The sequence below is a fragment of the Streptomyces sp. PH10-H1 genome (assembly GCF_030063355.1).
Taxonomy (GTDB): Bacteria; Actinomycetota; Actinomycetes; order Streptomycetales; family Streptomycetaceae; genus Actinacidiphila.
This window is the reverse complement of the sequence record NZ_JASISZ010000115.1, coordinates 1-17,678: the sequence shown is the minus strand read 5'-3', so window position 1 is coordinate 17,678 and position 17,678 is coordinate 1. Positions and strand designations below refer to the sequence as shown.

At 68.4% G+C, this 17,678-nt stretch carries 20 protein-coding genes and 2 pseudogenes; 9 read left to right on the top strand and 13 right to left on the bottom strand.

Translation table 11 applies throughout. From position 1 onward, the window contains the following. Positions 1 to 123: 123 nt before the first annotated feature. From QMK24_RS38170 to QMK24_RS38145, 6 genes are all read right to left on the bottom strand, one after another. Positions 124 to 474: a hypothetical protein gene (locus tag QMK24_RS38170; protein ID WP_283471490.1), complete on the bottom strand. Its 351-nt coding sequence runs from the start codon at positions 472 to 474 to the stop codon at positions 124 to 126. 294 nt (positions 475 to 768) lie between these two features. Next, positions 769 to 1,470: a hypothetical protein gene (locus tag QMK24_RS38165; protein ID WP_283471489.1), complete on the bottom strand. Its 702-nt coding sequence runs from the start codon at positions 1,468 to 1,470 to the stop codon at positions 769 to 771. Beyond that, positions 1,467 to 2,543 carry an ATP-binding cassette domain-containing protein gene (locus QMK24_RS41620; protein ID WP_349307954.1) on the bottom strand — a complete coding sequence of 359 codons (1,077 nt, stop codon included), beginning with the start codon at positions 2,541 to 2,543 and terminating at the stop codon, positions 1,467 to 1,469. Before QMK24_RS41620 ends, QMK24_RS38165 begins: the two co-directional genes overlap by 4 nt. Before the next feature lie 6 nt (positions 2,544 to 2,549). After that, positions 2,550 to 3,239, bottom strand: a complete 690-nt coding sequence (locus QMK24_RS38155; RefSeq protein WP_283471488.1) for a response regulator transcription factor — start codon at positions 3,237 to 3,239, stop codon at positions 2,550 to 2,552. Between the two features lie 347 nt (positions 3,240 to 3,586). After that, a complete protein-coding gene (locus tag QMK24_RS38150; RefSeq protein WP_283471487.1) occupies positions 3,587 to 4,099 on the bottom strand; it encodes a hypothetical protein in 513 nt (170 codons plus the stop codon). A 62-nt stretch (positions 4,100 to 4,161) separates the two neighbouring features. Then, entirely contained in the window at positions 4,162 to 4,950 is a 789-nt protein-coding gene (locus QMK24_RS38145) for an ArsR/SmtB family transcription factor (protein WP_283471491.1), read from the bottom strand. A gap of 431 nt (positions 4,951 to 5,381) precedes the next feature. On the opposite strand from QMK24_RS38145, the gene QMK24_RS38140 reads away from it, so the two are divergent. The 3 genes from QMK24_RS38140 to QMK24_RS38130 all read left to right on the top strand — a co-directional run bounded on the left by QMK24_RS38140 (position 5,382) and on the right by QMK24_RS38130 (position 7,126). Further along, positions 5,382 to 5,786 carry a DUF6597 domain-containing transcriptional factor gene (locus QMK24_RS38140; RefSeq protein WP_283471486.1) on the top strand — a complete coding sequence of 135 codons (405 nt, stop codon included), beginning with the start codon at positions 5,382 to 5,384 and terminating at the stop codon, positions 5,784 to 5,786. Positions 5,787 to 5,837: 51 nt separating this feature from the next. Next, positions 5,838 to 6,209 (top strand): helix-turn-helix domain-containing protein, encoded by a 372-nt coding sequence (locus QMK24_RS38135; protein WP_283471485.1) that lies wholly within the window; start codon positions 5,838 to 5,840, stop codon positions 6,207 to 6,209. 641 nt (positions 6,210 to 6,850) lie between these two features. Continuing rightward, complete coding sequence (locus QMK24_RS38130) at positions 6,851 to 7,126, top strand: alpha/beta fold hydrolase (RefSeq protein WP_283471484.1); 276 nt, start codon at positions 6,851 to 6,853, stop codon at positions 7,124 to 7,126. Between the two features lie 20 nt (positions 7,127 to 7,146). Here the strand turns inward: QMK24_RS38130 and QMK24_RS38125 are convergent, their stop codons facing one another. The 3 genes from QMK24_RS38125 to QMK24_RS38115 are packed head-to-tail and all read right to left on the bottom strand — an operon-like array spanning position 7,147 to position 8,281. Next, positions 7,147 to 7,416 (bottom strand): mycothiol transferase, encoded by a 270-nt coding sequence (locus QMK24_RS38125; RefSeq protein ID WP_283471483.1) that lies wholly within the window; start codon positions 7,414 to 7,416, stop codon positions 7,147 to 7,149. A 26-nt stretch (positions 7,417 to 7,442) separates the two neighbouring features. Beyond that, positions 7,443 to 7,958, bottom strand: a complete 516-nt coding sequence (locus tag QMK24_RS38120) for an SRPBCC family protein (protein ID WP_283471482.1) — start codon at positions 7,956 to 7,958, stop codon at positions 7,443 to 7,445. Then, positions 7,955 to 8,281, bottom strand: a complete 327-nt coding sequence (locus QMK24_RS38115) for an ArsR/SmtB family transcription factor (RefSeq protein WP_283471481.1) — start codon at positions 8,279 to 8,281, stop codon at positions 7,955 to 7,957. Before QMK24_RS38115 ends, QMK24_RS38120 begins: the two co-directional genes overlap by 4 nt. A gap of 206 nt (positions 8,282 to 8,487) precedes the next feature. Here QMK24_RS38115 and QMK24_RS38110 point away from each other — a divergent pair. The 5 genes and pseudogenes from QMK24_RS38110 to QMK24_RS38085 form a co-directional block, all read left to right on the top strand. After that, positions 8,488 to 9,159, top strand: a pseudogene (locus QMK24_RS38110) (SCO2207 family protein). 317 nt (positions 9,160 to 9,476) lie between these two features. Beyond that, positions 9,477 to 11,336, top strand: coding sequence for a M1 family aminopeptidase (locus QMK24_RS38105; protein WP_283471480.1), 1,860 nt, complete (start codon positions 9,477 to 9,479; stop codon positions 11,334 to 11,336). An 838-nt stretch (positions 11,337 to 12,174) separates the two neighbouring features. Next, positions 12,175 to 12,699 carry a F0F1 ATP synthase subunit B gene (locus tag QMK24_RS38095; protein ID WP_283471479.1) on the top strand — a complete coding sequence of 175 codons (525 nt, stop codon included), beginning with the start codon at positions 12,175 to 12,177 and terminating at the stop codon, positions 12,697 to 12,699. 334 nt (positions 12,700 to 13,033) lie between these two features. Further along, on the top strand, positions 13,034 to 13,390 hold the full coding sequence (locus tag QMK24_RS38090; RefSeq protein ID WP_283471478.1) for a hypothetical protein: 357 nt from the start codon (positions 13,034 to 13,036) through the stop codon (positions 13,388 to 13,390). A gap of 147 nt (positions 13,391 to 13,537) precedes the next feature. Continuing rightward, positions 13,538 to 13,725: pseudogene (locus QMK24_RS38085) on the top strand (MFS transporter); the annotation flags it as partial. 33 nt (positions 13,726 to 13,758) lie between these two features. Here the strand turns inward: QMK24_RS38085 and QMK24_RS38080 are convergent. Next, positions 13,759 to 14,493: a hypothetical protein gene (locus tag QMK24_RS38080; RefSeq protein WP_283471477.1), complete on the bottom strand. Its 735-nt coding sequence runs from the start codon at positions 14,491 to 14,493 to the stop codon at positions 13,759 to 13,761. 19 nt (positions 14,494 to 14,512) lie between these two features. Next, positions 14,513 to 15,388, bottom strand: coding sequence for a hypothetical protein (locus tag QMK24_RS38075; RefSeq protein WP_283471476.1), 876 nt, complete (start codon positions 15,386 to 15,388; stop codon positions 14,513 to 14,515). Positions 15,389 to 15,917: 529 nt separating this feature from the next. Here QMK24_RS38075 and QMK24_RS38070 point away from each other — a divergent pair. Then, the gene (locus tag QMK24_RS38070; protein ID WP_283471475.1) at positions 15,918 to 16,142 is read left to right on the top strand and encodes a DUF6381 family protein; all 225 of its coding nucleotides are present in this window, start codon (positions 15,918 to 15,920) and stop codon (positions 16,140 to 16,142) included. Between the two features lie 461 nt (positions 16,143 to 16,603). Here the strand turns inward: QMK24_RS38070 and QMK24_RS38065 are convergent, their stop codons facing one another. After that, positions 16,604 to 17,014 (bottom strand): VOC family protein, encoded by a 411-nt coding sequence (locus tag QMK24_RS38065; RefSeq protein ID WP_283471474.1) that lies wholly within the window; start codon positions 17,012 to 17,014, stop codon positions 16,604 to 16,606. 137 nt (positions 17,015 to 17,151) lie between these two features. Then, the coding region (locus QMK24_RS38060; protein ID WP_283471473.1) for a hypothetical protein at positions 17,152 to 17,678 on the bottom strand (527 nt) is incomplete at its 5' end.

Here is a 17,678-nt window from a genome sequence, read left to right as displayed (position 1 = left end):
TCCACGAGAGCCTCCCGGGGCCAGAACACCCCGACCTCGGCCGACCGGCACAGACCAGGCGGCCGCCACCGATCCCGCTGACCACCATCACCCCGGACGACTACCCGATACCGACCCACGCTCCTAGAGGATGCCCAGCAGACCGAGGCCGAGAAGGCCGCCACGGTTGTAGCCGCCGTAGTTGCCTTCGTGGTGGTTGCGGTAGTTGCCCTGGTGGTGGCTGCCGCCCTTGTCGTCGCCGTGGTGGTCGCTGTCGTCGTCACACCAACGGCCGTCATCCCCGTGCTCGTCCCCGTCCTCGTCTTCACGGCCCTGGTTGTCACGGCCGCCCTCGTGGTGGTGGTCGCCGGCCGCCAGGATCATGGCAGCGGGCGCCACCTGGGGGGCCGCGGCATGGGCCGTACCGCCCAGTGACACCATGGCAGCGGCGGACAGGACGGCGACAGCGGCACTGCGAGCAAATACCTTCTTCACGGTCAAACTCCCAATTTTGGGGGTTAATGGGTCAGATTCGACGCTAAGGGCTCCTGCGCGATCCGGCTCGGTGGGTTGGGCCACCGGCGGGGCAGCTCCCGTCCTGCCGTACCGGCCCGGCAGGCAGCGCCACGGGCAGCCCGCCTGGCCGCCGACGGCCACCGCTCCGCTGTCCGCCCCGGACCAGCCCCCACCGGACTGATCCCCCAGACTCCCCGCGCCTGCGTGTCCGCTTCGGGCAAGCGCGCTGGACGTTCGTCTGCTCGTCGGGACGACCTCGCTCACCGCTCCGTCTTATGGTGGCGCGCGACGGCCGGTATCTCGGACCGGACCGCATGGTCCCCATCCGGCCGCCGCGTCGTCCACTCGTCCAGCACGGACCAGCTCACGAGAGCCCTTGCCGTCTCGCGTCACCGTGAGGGCCAGGAATACGGTGATCGCGACCAGCGGCGCGGTGAACCTGCTGGGCAGCGCCACCCCGGCTCCGAAGCCGACCGCGGACATGGCGATCAGGCCGGCGATGTCGACGGCGACGGGCCGCCACGGCGCCGAGCCTCCGGTGGCCTGCGAGGCGATCGCCGCGTACAGGACTGTCATGCAGACGACGTGGGTCAGCACCACCCAGAAGGTCGCCGCGGCCCACGTACTCAGCCGGCCCGCCCAGCGCGGCAGCGCGGTGATACCGATCTGCTCGGCCGTGTTTCGGCGGCCGTCGCGGGCTCCCGTCCAAGCGGCGAAGCCCGCCACGAACGGGGCGAAGTCCTCAAGTGCGGTGCCCTGCCGAACGAGCAGGGTGCGCGAGCCCCACGTCGGGTCGAGCATCATGCTGCTGCGATAGGTGTCGAACCAGAACAGGAACGCGCCGATCAGGATCATGTACAGCATCGGACTGTGCCGCAGCTCCAGCCGGAACATCCGCCCCGACGCCAGCCGGAACGCGCTTCCGTACTTCTCCGGTGTCGGACGCCGCTCCGCGACCGCCGTGGCGGCCGTCACGACCGGGCTCCGGACAGAACCGCGCTGTATCCGCGCTCCAGCGGCGCGTCGCCGGCACTGTTCTCGTCCCCTCGGGCCACCAACTCGGCCGGGGTTCCGCGGAAGGCGAACTTCCCGTCGTACATCAGCACGACGTGCGAGCAGGCGGCGCCGACGTCCTCCACAAGGTGCGTGCTGACGACGACGGTCGAGGTCCGGCCGAGGTCGCGAAGCAGCGTCCGGAAGGTGACGCGCTGCTCGGGGTCCAGCCCGGCCGTCGGCTCGTCGAGCAGCAGCAGCTCAGGCTCGTTGACGATGGCCTGTGCGATACCGACGCGGCGGAGCATGCCGCCGGAGAGCGTCCGCAGCTTGGCCTTCGCCTTTTCGCCAAGGCCGACGCGTTCAACGGCCGCAGCGACGGCGGACGGCACCCTCGACGGCACTCGCAGGCGGGCGCCGGTGTCGCACCCGGAGATGTCCGCCAGGTGACGGCGCATGCGTTCCACCGGATGCAGTGCGGCGCCGGCCAATAGATAGGCGCCGAGACCGGCGAGCGCGACGGCCGGCGGCCCGGCCAGCCAGAGCGCGGTGCTGGTCCGTGCCGTGGCGGCATCCACGATCTGGGTGCCGGCGCCGACCACGACGACGACCGGCTGGGAAGCGTTGCGGGCCGGCACCGCCAGCAATCGGAATCCCTCTCCCTCCACGGTGGCAGTGAACCGCCCGGGGCCGCGCGTGGCCACCTGCAGCTGGCTTGCGTTCAGCAGCGGTTGACGCATACCCGGATCACTGGATTCAAGCACCGCTCCGCCGGGTGACAGCACCTGTGCCACCTCGTCGGACACCGGATGCTGGCCCTGCTGGTCGCCCTGCACACTGCCGTCCTGGCTCTGCGGAGGGGCCGGTACCAGGGGTGGGAGCGGTCCGGAGGAGGCCAGGCGCACCACCTGTGCGTCGGCCCGCGCGCGCAGCGCGGTGTCCAGCGAGGAGTTCAGGGCCGCCGTCAGTTGATGCACGAAGAGGAGTCCGGCCGTGGCGATCACCACCGCGGTGCCCAGGGCGAACAGCAGCGCCAGCCGCCACCGCAATGGCATGACGCCTCATCCGCTCTTCGCGGGCGCCGGGGCCCGCAGCCGGTAACCCGCGCCGCGAACGGTCTCCAAATGGGACTCCTCACCCGGCTCGTCGACCTTGCGGCGCATATACGCCACATACTGATCGACGACGTTGGACACCCCGTCGTAAGCGAAGTCCCACACGTGCTCCAAAATCCTGGTGCGGGTCAGCACATCGCCCGCATGCCGTACGAACAGCTCCAGCAGCGCGAACTCCTTCGGCGACAGCCGCACCTCCGCCTGCCCGCGCCACACCCGCCGGCCGGCCGGGTCCAGCCGCAGATCCCCGACACGCAGGAGCGCGGGCCGCTCCTGCGCACCCCGGCGGACCAGCGCGCGCAGCCGGGCGAACAGCTCCGCGAAACTGAACGGCTTGGTCAGATAGTCATCAGCACCCGCGTCCAGCCCATGGACCCGGTCGGTGACCGCGTCCCGGGCGGTCAGCATCAGCACCGGCGCCCAGCATCCTTGGGCCCGCAAACTGCGGCACACCTCGAAGCCGTCGATCCCCGGCAGCATGACATCCAGCACGATCACGTCGTAAGGGACTTCCGCTGCCTGCCACACGGCCTCCGGGCCGCTCACGACGACATCGACGGCATACCCCTCCTCGCACAGCCCGCGCTGCAGCAGACCCGCTGTGCGAACTTCGTCCTCGACCACCAGCGCCCGCACACATCCACCGTACGAGCACGCACATGTGAACAGCATGAGAGAGACGCCTCAGGCCGCCCGTCCCGCAGCCGGACGGGGCGACACGGGATCTCGGCACTGGTCACCTGCGGGTTCGTGACCGCCGGCACGTGACCGCAGACGGTCATGTGCCGACACTCGCAGTGACACGAACGGGACACCGCCAGCTCCACCCACAGCCAGCGCCGTCACAGAGAGCTACTCGTCGGTTCGCAGTAGCTTCGGGAACGCAGAGCCGTCCGGGCTCGACAACAGCAGGCACTCATCGGGGGCATCGCGCCACACCGATCGCCGCTCGTGGACACTGTCCGTCGCCACACGCCGGAGGATCACTTTGCGGCTTCGGCCCCGGCGCCTTCCGGCAGTAGGGCCAGGAGCTGTTCCGTGTGGCCGGGCAGCTCCACGTCTGCGAGGCCCATGACGAGGTCCCGCAGCGGCACGGGCTGATCGACCAGGACCATGTCGTTGGACAGGAGCAAGGTGGGCACCAGTGTGTCGAGTTCGGCCTCGCTCAGCATCGGTCCGCCCAGTGCGCAGAGGGCGTCCCCTTGGAGACGGATGCGGTCCCGAAGCCCCGCGTTGCCGCCAGCGAGCGCGATGACGCGTTCGATGGTCCAGGTGTCGAGCGCAACGCGATTGTCGTACGTCGTGTTTGCTCCCGAAGCGACACAGGAGACGGCGGCGATGGTGACGGCATTGACGATGGCGACGTGCGCCAGAATCTGGTCAGCGTTCCACTCGCCGGTCGGCGGAACTGGGCTCGTGTCGCCGGACTCAGCCACCGTGGCAGCAGCGTCCAGCAGCGCGCGGTAGGCGTCCCGAAGGGGGGTGGTGTCCGTCATGTCCGCTTCTTTCTGTCGTCGTGCGCGGAGTGCAAACGGGAAGGGCGGTGGCGACCGCCGTCTCAGGCGTGCGAGTGAGACATCTCCCATGGCGCCTGCGGGAGGACCTCGCCGGTCTCGAGCAGCGACTTGAGGTTCGCCAACACGGCCGGCCATCCGTGCGAAATGCCGCTGAGCATCGCCGGGTTGGCGAGATTCTCGTGGGTCACGGTGAGACGGACGATGTCGTGGTGCGGTTCGACAAGAAAGGTGACAACCGACGGTTCTCTTGACGATGCGGCGCCAAGGTCGTCCTCGAAGGTGATGACCAAGCGCGTCGGGGGCTCGGCCTTGATCACTCGACCGACGACATCGACAACGCCTGACCCGTCGACGCGCTGGTGCTCCCAGGACGAGCCCGGCTGCCAGTCCGAAACGTTGGCGTGTCCCCAGTAGCGCGCCGTCAGGTCCGCGTCCGTCAAGGCTTGCCACACCTGCTCCGCGCTTGCGCGGATGTAGGTGACATAGACGTAGGTCGGCACGGATGTGGGTTCATTGGTCATGGCGTACTCCTCTGCTTGGTTCTTGATGGCACTGATCCCTTGCAGGCGGGGCTTGTCGAACCCCGAGATCCAGCGCTCCTCGATCTCGTGGATCGGCACCGGGTTGAGGTAGTGAAGCCGTTCCCGTCCGCGGCGCACGACGGTCACGAGGTTGGCCCGCTCAAGGATGTCGAGATGCTGTGTCGCCGACTGGCGCGCCATGTCCAAGCGTTCGCACAGCTCGCGCAGCGTCTGGCCGTTGTGCTCGCGCAGACGGTCAAGCAGGCGTCGTCGGGTGGGGTCGGCCAGCGCTTTGAAAGCCGAGTCCATCGCTCTCGCTTCGAGGCTCATGGTTCCATTATGCAGGTAGTTACCTGCATAATGTCAACGATGAGTCATCGTTGGCCCGTGTTCACAAGTGATCACCGGAGCCATTCGTTGATCGTGGCCTTGCGTTGGCCCGGCCGGGCAAGCCCAGGGTGCTTGCCCGGCGACCTGCGTGCGGCGTGCCCACACGAAGGATTTCGGGCCGACGACGGGGGCAGGGGCCGGTGGAGGCGCGCAGGGATGTACTGGGCGCTCGTGAATCTTTCCGTGGCAGTTGGCCGCCCCTAGGGTGCGGTGATGCGGAACAACCATCGGCCGTGTCGGCTTGTCGCGCACGGCGCGGACCACCAAAGCAACCTCGTTGCCGGCCGTCCCGGTCCTCGCGCCGCCCATGCCTCCGCTCGACGATCCGCGCCGCCGCGAAGGGTGTGATCGTGGCCGGGGGGCTGACTCATGCCGTAGCGACCGCCACCGAACTTCGTATCCCGGTGCCGGGGCTGGGTTCGGCGCGATACGCGGTGCGGTGTGCCGGCTTCTCCAAGAGGTTCGCTGCGCCGGTGCGCTGGCGGGAACTGCCATCACGGCACGTCACGTTGATGTTCGGCTTCGGGGATCCGCTGCGGCTCCTGTCGGACCACGACGCGGGCGTACGCACGGCCCGCTCCTTCGTCACCGGCCTGCAGACCGAATCGTCACCCACCGAGCGGTTGGGGCACCAGTACGGCCTTCACGTGCAGCTCAGCCCGCTGGCCGCTGCCGCCCTGTTCGGTCTGCCCCTGCACGAGTTGACCGATGTGCTGGTGGATCTGCCGTCGCTGCTGGGCGGGGACGGTGTGTAGCTGACCGAGCGCCTGGAGGCGGCGGCAACCTGGCCGGAGAGGTTCGCGCTGGTGCGCACGGAGCTGGCGATGCGGATCGCCCTGGGCAGGTCGCCGTCGACCGCGGTGGCGCAGGCCTGGCAGGTGCTGCGGGCCACCAACGGGACCGCCAGGATCGAGCATCTGGTGGCGGAATCCGGCATGAGCCACCGACATTTCATCGCACGGTTCCGGGACGAGATCGGGGTGACACCCAAGCAGATGGCCCGTGTGCTGCGTTTCGAGCATGCCATGGACCTGCTGACCCGGACCGGTGCCTCGGTGACCGGGACGGCTCTGGCGGCCGGCTACTGCGACCAGGCGCACCTCAGCCGGGATTTCCGGGCGTTGGGCGGTTCTTCCCCCGGGATGCTCCTGGCGGCTCATCGCGCTCGCGGTTCGTGAAGCGAGCGCGATGATCCGGTCAATTGCTTCCAAGACCACCGGCGACCGTCGCCCTAGCCTGCTGCCAACGTGGGACGGGGAGGCAACAGATGAGGTCACGGGTAACAACCGCATCGGCGCGGCGCAGGATCCGGTGCGGGGCATGCGGTTTCGTCCTGTCACTTTCGTTGATGGGTGTACTGGCGGCGTGTGCGGGCACCTCCAGCCCGGCCGTGGGCACGTCGTCGGCGAACAGCGCGCCGGCCGCGGCGCCGAGCACGGTCGCAGGGCCCACCGACGCAGCGGGGCAGCCGGGTCACCCGCCCTTCCTGCGTCGGTCCCGCGGAGGGTCGTTATCTCCACGCCGCTCGGCCCGGCGGTGTGACCCCGATCCTGGTCCTGGGATCGGGTCCACGCGGCGTCGTGGTGGGCGCACAGGCCAACGGCGACATCTGCCAGACCGTCCCCTTCGCCCGTCAACTGGTGTCGAAGGGGTATCACGTCGCCGTCTTCGACTGGACAACGCCCTACAGCCAGGCGATGCAGGCAGCCGGGCAGCAACTGCTCGCCGACGGCGCCCACACGATCGTGCTCGGCGGATTCTCCCGCCGCGTACTGGTCGCGCTGGGCATCGCCGCATCGACGGGACCCAGCACGGCGGCGTGTTCTCGGTCAGCGGCGGCCCCTCCCCCGACGAGGGATTCCCGACGATCGCCTCGCTCAGCACGTATCGCGGCCCGATCCTGCTCATCAGCAGCGATGACGACGCGGTCTTCCCGCCGGGCACGAGCGCGGCCATCGCCGCGGCACACAGCGGACCGGAGACCGTTCTGCAGATCCCCGGCGGTGCACACGCTCTGACGCTGCTCGACGAATCCGACGGCGCCATGGTCCGCGGCGCGATCGACACCTTCCTCGCCGAACGGCTGAGCCGGTGATTGCGCCGGCCACACCCTGATCAACTACCGCCCCAGTCCCCCACCACACCCTGCGACGCAGCAGAGTTCACCGACGGCCACCCCACACCCCCACCTGCCGGCGGCCGGACCGGCGTGGCCGCTTGGCCGGTGAGGACCTGCTGGAACCAGAACCGCTCGGCGTGTCCGAGATGCTCGATGATCCCCACGGGCGTCCATCCGCTGGGCACGGCGACCTGCCGGACGCCGTCTTCATCGAGGCCCTCGACGATAGCGAGGACGCTCCGGCGTTGTGCGCGCAGGAACGCCATGTGGGTGGCTCTGTCGGCCTGTTCCGTCATGTGAGGTCGGCGGCCAGGTCCTGGTACGACGGGGTGAGCTCAGTCCACCGGCTGCGCCAGTCGCCCGGCTCACTTCCTGCGACATGCGCGGCGAGATCCTCGACGTGCGCCTGCCACCCCGCTCCGTGCGCGGCGAGCTCGTCGAGGGGCAGGTGGCGCTCCTCTATCACGAGGCGGGTCCGGTCACCCTCGGCGGCCAGCAGGGCCTCGATGACCGTCTCGTCCTGCTGGCCGGGGTTCATCGCCAGCAGCAGCCGCCGTGGGGGTTCGCAGACCTCCACCCGCCCTGGCCCGTCCCAGCCGCTGGTGAAGCGGGCTTGGAACTCGCCACCGAGGCGCAGGTCGCCCTGCACCTCAGCGATCCAGCGCGCGAGGCGGTAGGGGTCGGTCAGCGCCGACCACAGGTCGTCGATGTCCGTGTCATAGCGGTCCTCCATCCGAACCGCGCCCTTGCCGTCCGCGGATCGCAGGCTGCCCACAATGCGGGTGTTAGCTCGCGCGTCATTGGTCATCTCGTGCTCCCTCGTTCGTGTTTTCCCCGGGCGACTTCGGTGTGCAAGGCATCCAGACGCTGCTCCCACAGCGCCCGGTAGCGGTCAAGCCATTCGTGAACCTCGGCCAGTGGCTCGGGACGCAGCGTGTAGACACGCCACTGCGCTTCGCGGTGCACCTCGACAAGTCCCGCCTCTCGCAGTACCCGAAGGTGCCGCGAGACCCCTGGGCGAGCGATCGGCAGCAGGGCTGCCAGCTCACTGACGGTGGCTGGACCACCTTTCAAAGCCTCAAGTACTGTCCGCCGGCTCTCGTCCGACAGCGCCTGCAGCACGGTGTCCATAGCTCCAACATACCCGGGTGGGTACGTACCCGTCTAGGTACGTAAGGCCTGGCCCTTGACCGGACCGCGGTCGAACGGACGCGGCACTGCGCTTTGGCATCTGCGGACAAGTTTGAACAGGCTCTGAACACGACCGCGGTCCTCGGCGTACTCAGCGGCAATCGGACCTGATCCGAGTAGTTCAAGATCGAGGACAGGAGTCATGCGTGTCCCGAAAGAGAACAGTCAGCCCGAGCAAGAAGATCGCCCTCCTCGTCGGTGCCGCGGCGCTGGTGGGTGGCGTCGCCATCGCCACGACCGGCACCAGCCAGGCATCGGTGGCATGCGACGGACTGGCCACCGCACTGCGCAACAACCAGAACTTCATCGCCGCGCAGCGGGCCAACCCCGATGCCCAGTCGGCGGCCCGGATCGCCAACCGACAGGCGGTGATAGCGCAGATCGGAGTTCAGCAGAGGGCAACCGGCTGCGCCAGTGGCGGTGGCGGTAGTGGCGCTACGGGCCCTGCGGGCGCTGCGGGCGCCCCGCCGGTCGTGACCGTGGTGCCCGATCCGGGCATGAAGGCGAACCCTGCGACCGGAGCGCAGACGCAGGATCCGGGTAAGGGCCAAGGTGCCGCCCAGCCCGCCGGAGAGGTCGTCTGCCCGGGATCGACGGTAGCGCTGTCCGGCGAGGGCGGCGCGCCGTCGGCATCCAGCAACCAGTTCCCCGCGGGGACCAAGGTGAAGGTGACGAACCTGGACAACAACTAGTCGACGACCGTATCCATCACGTCCCCGTCAGGCAGTTGCCTCCTGCTCAACAACGCGGCGTTCGAACAGGTTCGTGAGCCTGGGAAGTTCCTCATCCGCCACGCCCGGATCGAGCGCGTGGGCTGACCCCTGGGAGTCATCCCCCTCACGACCCGCTCCCGGCCGGCGCCGGGAGCGGGTCGTTCCGTACCGGCCGTCATTGTCCGGTTCCGCGCCATACGCCAGGGGTCCGACCACTAAATCTCCCAAGTTGGTGGCATGTCTGGGTCAATTCTGGCACGCTTCCGGCAGCCGTCGCCCCGAGCGCCGGAGTAACGGCGATATCCCCCCACAAGAACGGCGCAACCCCGTTCGCACAGCCCGCAACTGCCCTTCGGCACACCCAGCCGAACGGGCCGCCATCGAGCAGGCCGGGAACCCCGGCCGCCGTAAAGGAGTTCCGCGTGAGACGCTCCCCCCACAAGGCCGTCGCAGCGAGCGCGCTCGCCGTCGCAGCTTTGGCCGCCGTCACGCTTCCCGCCACCACGGCGACGGCCGTGGCCCCCGCCGGCCGCCAGGCCGCCACCTGCACGCCGACCCAGGTGGTCTCCAACGGAGGCTTCGAGAACGGCACTTCGCCCTGGAGCCAGTCGTCCGGTGTGATCACCAATCGCACGGGCCAGACCGCTCACGCCGGCACGTACTTCGCCTGGCTGAACGGCGTCGGCAGTACGCACACCGACACGCTCTCGCAGAGCGTCACGGTCCCCTCCGGATGCAGCACCGCCACCCTCACCTTCTGGCTGCACATCGACACCACCGAGACGACCTCTTCCACGGCGTACGACAAGCTCACGGCGAAGATCGGCAGCACGACGCTGGCGACGTACTCCAATCTCAACAAGAACACCGGCTACGTGCAGAAGTCGTTCGACGTCTCGGCGTTCGCGGGCCAGACCGTGGCGCTCGCCTTCACCGGCACCGAGGATTCCAGCCTCCAGACCAGCTTCGTCGTCGACGACGTCGCCCTCAACACCTCCGACACCACGCCGCCTCCGACGGGGGATCCCACCCGCACCCCGGCATCACCCGCCTACACCGTCAGCCTGACCAGCAACACGAGCGGCACGGTCTGGACCGGCCACGAGAGCGCGACCTTCACCAACGCCTCCGCCACCGCGCTCAGCGAGGTGTACCTGAGGCTGTGGGACAACGCCCACGGCACCTGCGCCGGCATGCCCATCACGGTCAGCAACGTCACCGGTGGCACCGCGGGCAGCCTCTCGGTCGGCTGCACGGCCCTCAGGGTCGCCCTGCCGGGTCCGCTGGCCCAGGGCCAGAAGGCCACGATCGGCTTCGACCTCGGCATCACGGTCCCCAGCGGAGCCGACCGCTTCGGTTACGACGGAGCGTTCAGCTTCATCGGCAACGCGCTGCCCGTACTCGCGGTGAAGGACTCCGCCGGCTGGCATCTCGACCCGTACACCAACAACGGCGAGTCGTTCTACGCCCTGGCCTCCGACTTCGCCGTCACCCTCGACCACCCGAGCGGCCTGCTCATACCGGCCACCGGCGCCTCGACCGACACTCCGGGCTCCAGCGGACGCACGATCACCACCGCCACGGCCACCAAGGTGCGTGAGTTCGCCTGGGCCGCAGGCCCGTTCAGCAAGATCTCCGGCACCTCGGCCTCCGGAACACCGGTCAACGTCTATTCGGTCTCGGGTATCAGCTCGGCCAGCGCCCAGTCGATGCTCACCACCGCCAAGTCCGCCGTCGACGCCCACGCCTCGAGGTTCGGCGCCTACCCCTACGGTGAACTGGACGCCGTGATCGACAACAACTTCTGGTTCGGCGGCATGGAATATCCCGGGTTCGTACTCGACCTGGTGAGCACCACCGCACTCACCCACGAGATCGGTCACCAGTGGTGGTACGGAATCGTCGGCGACGACGAGTACACCAGCCCCTGGCTGGACGAGGCGTTCACCGACTACGCCACCGATCTCGCGCTGAACAAGACCGGCACCGGCTGCTGGAACAGCGTCTCGTGGGCCTCCGCGGCTGAGAAGATCACCAACTCCATGGCCTACTGGGACGCCAACTCCTCGCGGTACTCCACCGTCGTCTACGGCTACGGGAAGTGCGCTCTGCACGATCTGCGGCGTCTCCTCGGCGACACGGTCATGGCCAAGGTGCTGAGGGACTACGCCACGGCCCACTGGTACGGCGTCTCCACCACGGCCGAGTTCAAGGCGGCTGCCCAGGCCGCCACGACCACGGACCTGACGTCGTTCTGGACCCAGCACCGCATCGACGGCTGACTCCGCACGGGCACCGCGGCAGATCCGTCGCCGCGGGACCGCAGGGCGACGGGATCGCGCCCGCCCCGGACCGCCGCCCACCTCCCGTGGGCGGCGGTTCCTTACCTCCGCACGCCGGCAGTGCCGCGCCGGAAGCCGTTGCCGGCTCGCTCTCCTGCCGCTCGTCGTCGAGCACGCCGAAGAAATGACCGCGGTGCTCTCCGACCCCGACCCGCACACCTTCGGCGGCGCGCCGGCCACCTTAGGGCAGGGAAGACGTCAACCACGACGCGTAGGTCGGGGTGTGCCGGGGGCCCCACCACATCGCGGGCCTTGTCGATCAGAAACGGATCGGTGGACGCCTTGAACTCATCCACCAGCCAAGGCTGGAGGCCGAAAGCCCGCCAGATCCGCCGCACACTGGTCGGCGATATCCCCACCACCTTGGCCGGCTCCCGCTTGGACCAGTGGGTAGCCCCCTCGGGGACCTCCTCCACTGTCCTGACCACGACTTCCTCGACCTGTGCATCCGTTATCGAGGCGACACACCCGGCCCGGGCTCGTCGTTGAGGCCGGCGAACCGAACCCTGACGAAGCGACTCCTCCACCACCCGACCGTCTCACGGGTGATCCGCTCGGCGGTCACCGCCTTCGCCGTCATCCCAACCGCGCACATCAGCGCGATGCGCGCCCGCTGAGCCAAGCCCTGCAGGCCTGTGCCGACGCGCACGCCCCCAGCGTCCGCCGCTCATCCTCCGACAGGACGAGCGCCTCCCATGGCCTGCCTGCCATAACTCTATGAAACGCACAACTCCGAACCGGGACCTAGGGACGTTGGCGCACCGAGTAGGGTCCGATCATGGACATCCTGACGCCCAAGCTTGCGGATTTGCTGATAGGCCTGCTCGGATTCCTCGTCGTTTTCGGAGTGCTGGCCAAAGTTCTGCTGCCGCGGATCAACAAGGTCCTCTCCGATCGAGCCGACGCGATCGAGGGCCGGCTGGAACGTGCCGAGGACATTGCTGCCGAAGCCGCCCGCACTCTCGCTGCATACCAGAAACAGATCGCCGAAGCTCGTCATGAAGCAGCCCGTCTGCGACACGATGCTGTGGAGCAAGGCGCGACGCTGATCGCCGAGATCCGAGCCGAAGGGCTGCGGGAACGCGAGGCCACGGTGGCCGCGGGCCAGCAGCAGATCGCTGCGCATCGTGTCCTTGCCGAAACTGAACTGCGCGGTGACGTGGCGTCTTTGGCCACTGAATTGGCTGGCCGGATCGTCGGCGAGGCAGTCGAGGACGTCGTCCTCACGAGCGCGATTGTCGACCGGTTCTTCGCCGATCTCGACGCTCAGGCCACAAAGGCGCCGCAGAGCGCGGGGAGCTGAGCTCTCACGACCCCCGAGCTAGGTGCCGAGCCAAAGGCGAGATGAGCCGGGCGTGTTCCCCTCGCGTGGCAGTTGGTCGAATTCGTTCAAGAGGGTGGCGGGGCCACGTTCTCCGGGCGTACCGGGCCGACGTCGATGTTGCGGGCGGTGCGCCCGTAGAAACGGCCCTCGATCGCGCGCAACCGTGCTCGTCGGGCGGCCGACGGCCTCGGCGAGTTCGCTGACGGTTGCCACTCGTCGGGTGCTGGTACGAGGAGTACGTGGCGTCGGCCGGGGGCCGTGTGTCAGAAGTGACCGGGGATGATGGCTACACGACCAGCAAGCGGAGGAAACCGTGGAGAAGAACGTCTGGGTGCTGCGGAACAGCACCGGTTCGAGGTTGGACGAAGAGGCCACGATGGTTCGCGCCGACACGATCAGTTACGTGCGGGCGACCGTCGGCAGCAAGATCGTGGTGGCCGACCTCGCCTCGCAGGAGGTGGTGACCGTGGTGGATGAGAAGGACGGTCTCCACCATGGACAGCCGAGGCTGCCACCGCGTTTCCACCTCGACCTCATGGCCAAGCTGACCGAGGCCCGTGTGGCGGCCCTGCGTCAGCTCGACGACGAAGACCGGTTCGTCATCGCCGAGGTCAACGACGGGAAGTGGGCCTGGGTGCTCTACAAGCTCTCCGAGCTGCCACAGGACTGAATACCTCCCACACGGCGCACAGCCCCGGGCGGTCCCCGCCCGCGCGACCGGCTCGCCGCCCTGCCGTCTCCTGGTGATGGCGGGCGGCAGCCTCTCCAATGTTGGAGGCGCTCACCGCTTGGGCCTTCGAGATCTTTCGGACCGAGGGGCTCGCTGTTGAACCCGGTGGCAATGCCGATCATCGTCAACGTCTTCCCGGCCCCGAAGGACCGGGCGCGCGCGGTGGGCGTACGGGGTTCGGTCGCTGGGCTGAGCCTGGCGGCCGGGCCGTCCTGGGCGGGCTCCTGGTCAGCGGTCTCGGCTGGCGGTCCATCTTCTGGATCAACGTCCCCGTCGCACCACGGGGGTCGGCTGACCGCGTTCCCGTTTCAGACCCCGACGCGGTCCAGCGCGGGCAGGAACTGGTCGTAGAAGCTCACCTTGAGCTGGAGGGCCCGCTCCTCCAACTCCTTGAAGCAGTCGGTCGATTCCTCGCGGGCGAGGAGTTCGGTCACCCTCGTGGCCAGGCGATCGGAGTGGGTGCCGGACAGACAGGACACCGTCGCGAGGGAGTGTGTCTTCGCGTCGTGGACGTGGTGCGGGTAGTAGAAGCGTGAGCGGTTCTCGCCATCGCGCGTCAGCAGCGGCTCCATCCGCTCCCACAACCGTCCGTACTCGACGGAGACCAGGACCTCGCCCCAGAATCGCAGGATCGTCAGCAGTCGCAAGTCGGCGTTGTCATGGCCGCCTGCGTCAGCGATCAGCTCAAGGGTGTCGTTGATGGCCCGCTTCGTCGCAGCCGTCGGCCTCGTCCCCACCAGGGCCGCCCTGGAGACTCCGAGCCGGCGCAGATCCTCCGTCATGTCCTCGCGGTGCGAGCGCGTGTGCCCGTGGCTGTCCGGGTACTCCTCGCGCAGGATGATCCGGGCGATCCGCAGCCCCGCCTCGTCGCTCAGCAAGTCGATCGCCAGGTCATAGGACGGAGTGAACGCGAGCGACACGAAGCGCCGCTGGAGCAGGACCGCGGCGAAGTCCTCGTCCGGCAGCCGCGTGATGTTCGCCAGTACCGGATGCTCCTTGAACCGCTCGATCAGTGTGTCCTCGAACTCGTCCAGGTCTCGCATGGCCGTACCTTTCCATGGTTCACAGGCTGATGGTGCTGATCGACGCGCGCCAGTCACAGAGATCCACATCGCTGCCGATGCTCCATAGTGTGTTCAGCTCCCGCTGGACCTCCTGGCCCATCACGGTGTCGCCGCCGTCGATCTCGATCTGGGTGGAGTCGATGGCGAGTTGGCCGTGCAGAAACGAGCTGACCAGAAAGTGCTCGTCGGCCTTGTACACGGCGATGGACGGCAGGGAGTTGTACACCCGCACCTGGAGCCGCGCCCGGTCCTCCTCCCCAACCCCCCAGTGGAGCTCCGCGAGGCGGGCCAGGCACCCTTCCACGCTCGCCTTCACGTCCGCCGAGAGGGCGGGATCCCGCACCGTCCTCAATGCCTCGTCGCGCAGCCCCGCCACGGGCGACGACGGGTGCAGCAGTAAGATGCGCACCGGGACCCGCTGGTCGACGATCGCCTTCTCCAACGCCCGCTTGAAATGGTGCAGGTTGGGGATCCAGGTTTGCAGGATGGTCACCTCCTGACCGGCGCCCTCCACGAACCTGGCGAACTCCTCTTCGGGGAATCGCCCGTGCACCTTGACCACGCCGCCGTAGTGCTCCTGCTTGAGCTGCCGCGCGACGGCGTCGATATCCAGCTTGGACAGCTGCGCCTGGACGTTGTCATCCAGCTTGGTGAGTTGCGCCTGGACATCGTCGAGCTTCTTCAGGCGGTCGATTTCCAGCAGGAGGAACACGGTGACCGTGCTCAAGATGAGCAACGTGACCTTCGGAAGCGCGCCCCCGGGAGCCAGCGCGTCGAGCCACCCGAAGAGGTCGGCGAGCAGCACCACGATGCCAGATGCGGCCATCAGGGCCAGCGCGATCCGCTCCGCCCGATAGCGAATATCGCTGCCCACGCCCACTCCAGCCTATGGCCCGCCATCGTCGGCGACGAACGTACACCGCGGCGCCGCGTTGAAAGGGGCGTTCACGGCAAGAACATGGGCGACCCTGTTCACAAGCCCGCGCCCACCCCCCGAGACCGCCCTTCGTGGCCGCACGCCGCCGCGCCGGCCGCTCGAACGCGTCCGGGGCAACGCCGCGCCAGCAGGCGGGCTCAAATCCTCCTCGACCAACGGGAACGACGGGAACGACGCTACGGAGCCGACCTCTACGCCCCGGTGTCTACGCCCCGGGGCTTCCCTTGTTCTGCCGCCACCGCCTGGGGCAGCAGCGGGAAAAGCCCGCGACCTTGACGGAAATCGCAGCGCGCGGCCGGCGCCACCGGGTCACTGCCGTCGAACGGCGCCTCGGCATCCCCCCGCCTGGCGCAGCGCTATGTCACCTCACCTGCGGCGACTGCGCACAGTGACCCTACGGAGTGCGAATGTCACGGGGTGGTGATTTGCTGCGTTGTGTCCAGATCCTTCTCTTCCAGGAGTGACGATGAGCGTTGCAGATGAGTCCGGCAGCCGTGCGCAGCAGATGCAGGACAAGGTTCGGGAGCTGAGTGAGCGTGCGGAGCGCTCGAGCGACCCGCAGGAGCGCAAGAAGCTCCAGGACAAGGCCCGGCACCTGCAGGAGAAGTCCATGCAGCAGGGCGAGGGTACGGGCCAGGACATGCCCGGCCGCCGCGGGGGCAGGGAACGGGACGACGATATCCCCATGTGACACGTCGTTCAGCACGGCACAGGGCCTCCCCGGCAGGTCGGGGAGGCCCTGTGCCGAACCGGTACTGGCCGGGCCGTCAGACTTTCGCCCGCAGGCCGCTCTCGAGGCACGGACCTTGTTGCCGTGCGCGGGCAGCGACGTCCGGCCGCCCCTACTTCGCCAGGGGCGGCCGGACGCGTTCTGCGCGGCCAGGACCGCTCTGACCGCATACCTGGTGCGGTGTGGCCGGGGCAGCCCTTGCGCACACGCACGCCAGGATGAGCGAGCCGTCCGGGTGTGCCGCGCGATCGGCTCGCCGCCCTCGACCTCCCGGCGCCGCGGAGATGGCCGACAGCACCCGTCGCAGGTCAGCCGATCGGAAACAGTACGAACGTGACCTGGGTGCCGTTCTTGTGCTTGGCACGTTCCAACAGGGTTGGTCACTCACGGTGTCCGCGGGAAATTCAGTGCGTCGAGCGGGGCTAGGAGTTGGACCATTGGCGCGTCGAGAGGACCAGCCGGTACCCGTCGGGGTCCGCGATGGTGACACCCCATTCGTCCCAGTACGGATTGTGCGCGGGGACGCGGGTGCCGCCGTGCTCCAGCAAGCGCGCAACCAGGTCGGCCGGGATCTCGCCGTCGACGTAGACGACGAGCAGGTCCTCGGCTGTCGGCCGGGGGCCGATCGGCAGGCTCGCGTCGTGCACCAGTTCCAGGTGCCAGGCGGCGTCGGGCCAGCCGGCCATGAGCAGGGAGTGGTCTCCCGGTGTGCCGTCGCCGTCGTGGCGGTAGAGCACGTCGAGGCCGAGGCCGCCGATCCAGAAGCGTTCTGCCGCGGCCAGGTCCAGCGACGGCCGGGCGATGCGTACGTGCGCCGTGCCGTTGGCGGCCATGGCGTCCCCCCTCGTCCTGTGGGGCCGCCGCGTTGACGACCCGGTACGGGAGAACATACCGGCCGATGATCTTCCACAGGATCGGCAGGCGGCTTTCGGCTTGCCCGGCCGGGCAGTTTCAGAGAGCGGATCGCCGGTCACACAGCAGGGCCGATCATCGGTTCGACCGGTCGGCCCGTCGCCTCTGCCAAGGCTTGGACGAGCTCCGTGCTGCGTCCAACCTGCCGAGAGCCGAAGCCGAAGCGCCCCGTACCGGCAAGAACGATCTCGTTGGTGTACCGAGCGTCACCGGCCAACCCGTTCTTCTCTCTCCTCTTCACCCGCACGCTCACATCGGCCCAGGGACCGACCTGCTTCACATGCCCCCACATTCCGGTGAAAACGATGCCCTCTTCAAAGACATGGACCGCCTTGTTGGCGCGAGTCACAACACCCAGCGCGACACACGCCACAGCAGGGATGACGCCCCACGCCACCTCTCGCACACCGGCAACCGCCGCCAATGGCCACAGGGCAACAGGGCAACAGGGCAACAGAGTGGCTGCGCCATCTTGAAGTGGCTGGTCAACAGGGGTGGCGTGACCCCGTTTCGGGGTGCTCGTGCTGGTCGTGGGCGGCAGTCTGGGGTGTAGATCGTCCGGCGGGGTGGTTTTGCCGATGAGTT

Excerpts from the sequence above, each read along its gene's own strand:
- QMK24_RS38120 (WP_283471482.1), bottom strand. The coding sequence starts at position 7,958 with ATGACCAATGACGCGCGAGCTAACACCCGCATTGTGGGCAGCCTGCGA.
- QMK24_RS38070 (WP_283471475.1), top strand. The coding sequence starts at position 15,918 with ATGAGCGTTGCAGATGAGTCCGGCAGCCGTGCGCAGCAGATGCAGGAC.
- QMK24_RS38145 (WP_283471491.1), bottom strand. The coding sequence starts at position 4,950 with ATGGACTCGGCTTTCAAAGCGCTGGCCGACCCCACCCGACGACGCCTG.
- QMK24_RS38125 (WP_283471483.1), bottom strand. The coding sequence starts at position 7,416 with ATGGCGTTCCTGCGCGCACAACGCCGGAGCGTCCTCGCTATCGTCGAG.
- QMK24_RS38115 (WP_283471481.1), bottom strand. The coding sequence starts at position 8,281 with ATGGACACCGTGCTGCAGGCGCTGTCGGACGAGAGCCGGCGGACAGTA.
- QMK24_RS38150 (WP_283471487.1), bottom strand. The coding sequence starts at position 4,099 with ATGACGGACACCACCCCCCTTCGGGACGCCTACCGCGCGCTGCTGGAC.
- QMK24_RS38095 (WP_283471479.1), top strand. The coding sequence starts at position 12,175 with ATGGACATCCTGACGCCCAAGCTTGCGGATTTGCTGATAGGCCTGCTC.
- QMK24_RS38065 (WP_283471474.1), bottom strand. The coding sequence starts at position 17,014 with ATGGCCGCCAACGGCACGGCGCACGTACGCATCGCCCGGCCGTCGCTG.
- QMK24_RS38080 (WP_283471477.1), bottom strand. The coding sequence starts at position 14,493 with ATGCGAGACCTGGACGAGTTCGAGGACACACTGATCGAGCGGTTCAAG.
- QMK24_RS41620 (WP_349307954.1), bottom strand. The coding sequence starts at position 2,543 with ATGCCATTGCGGTGGCGGCTGGCGCTGCTGTTCGCCCTGGGCACCGCG.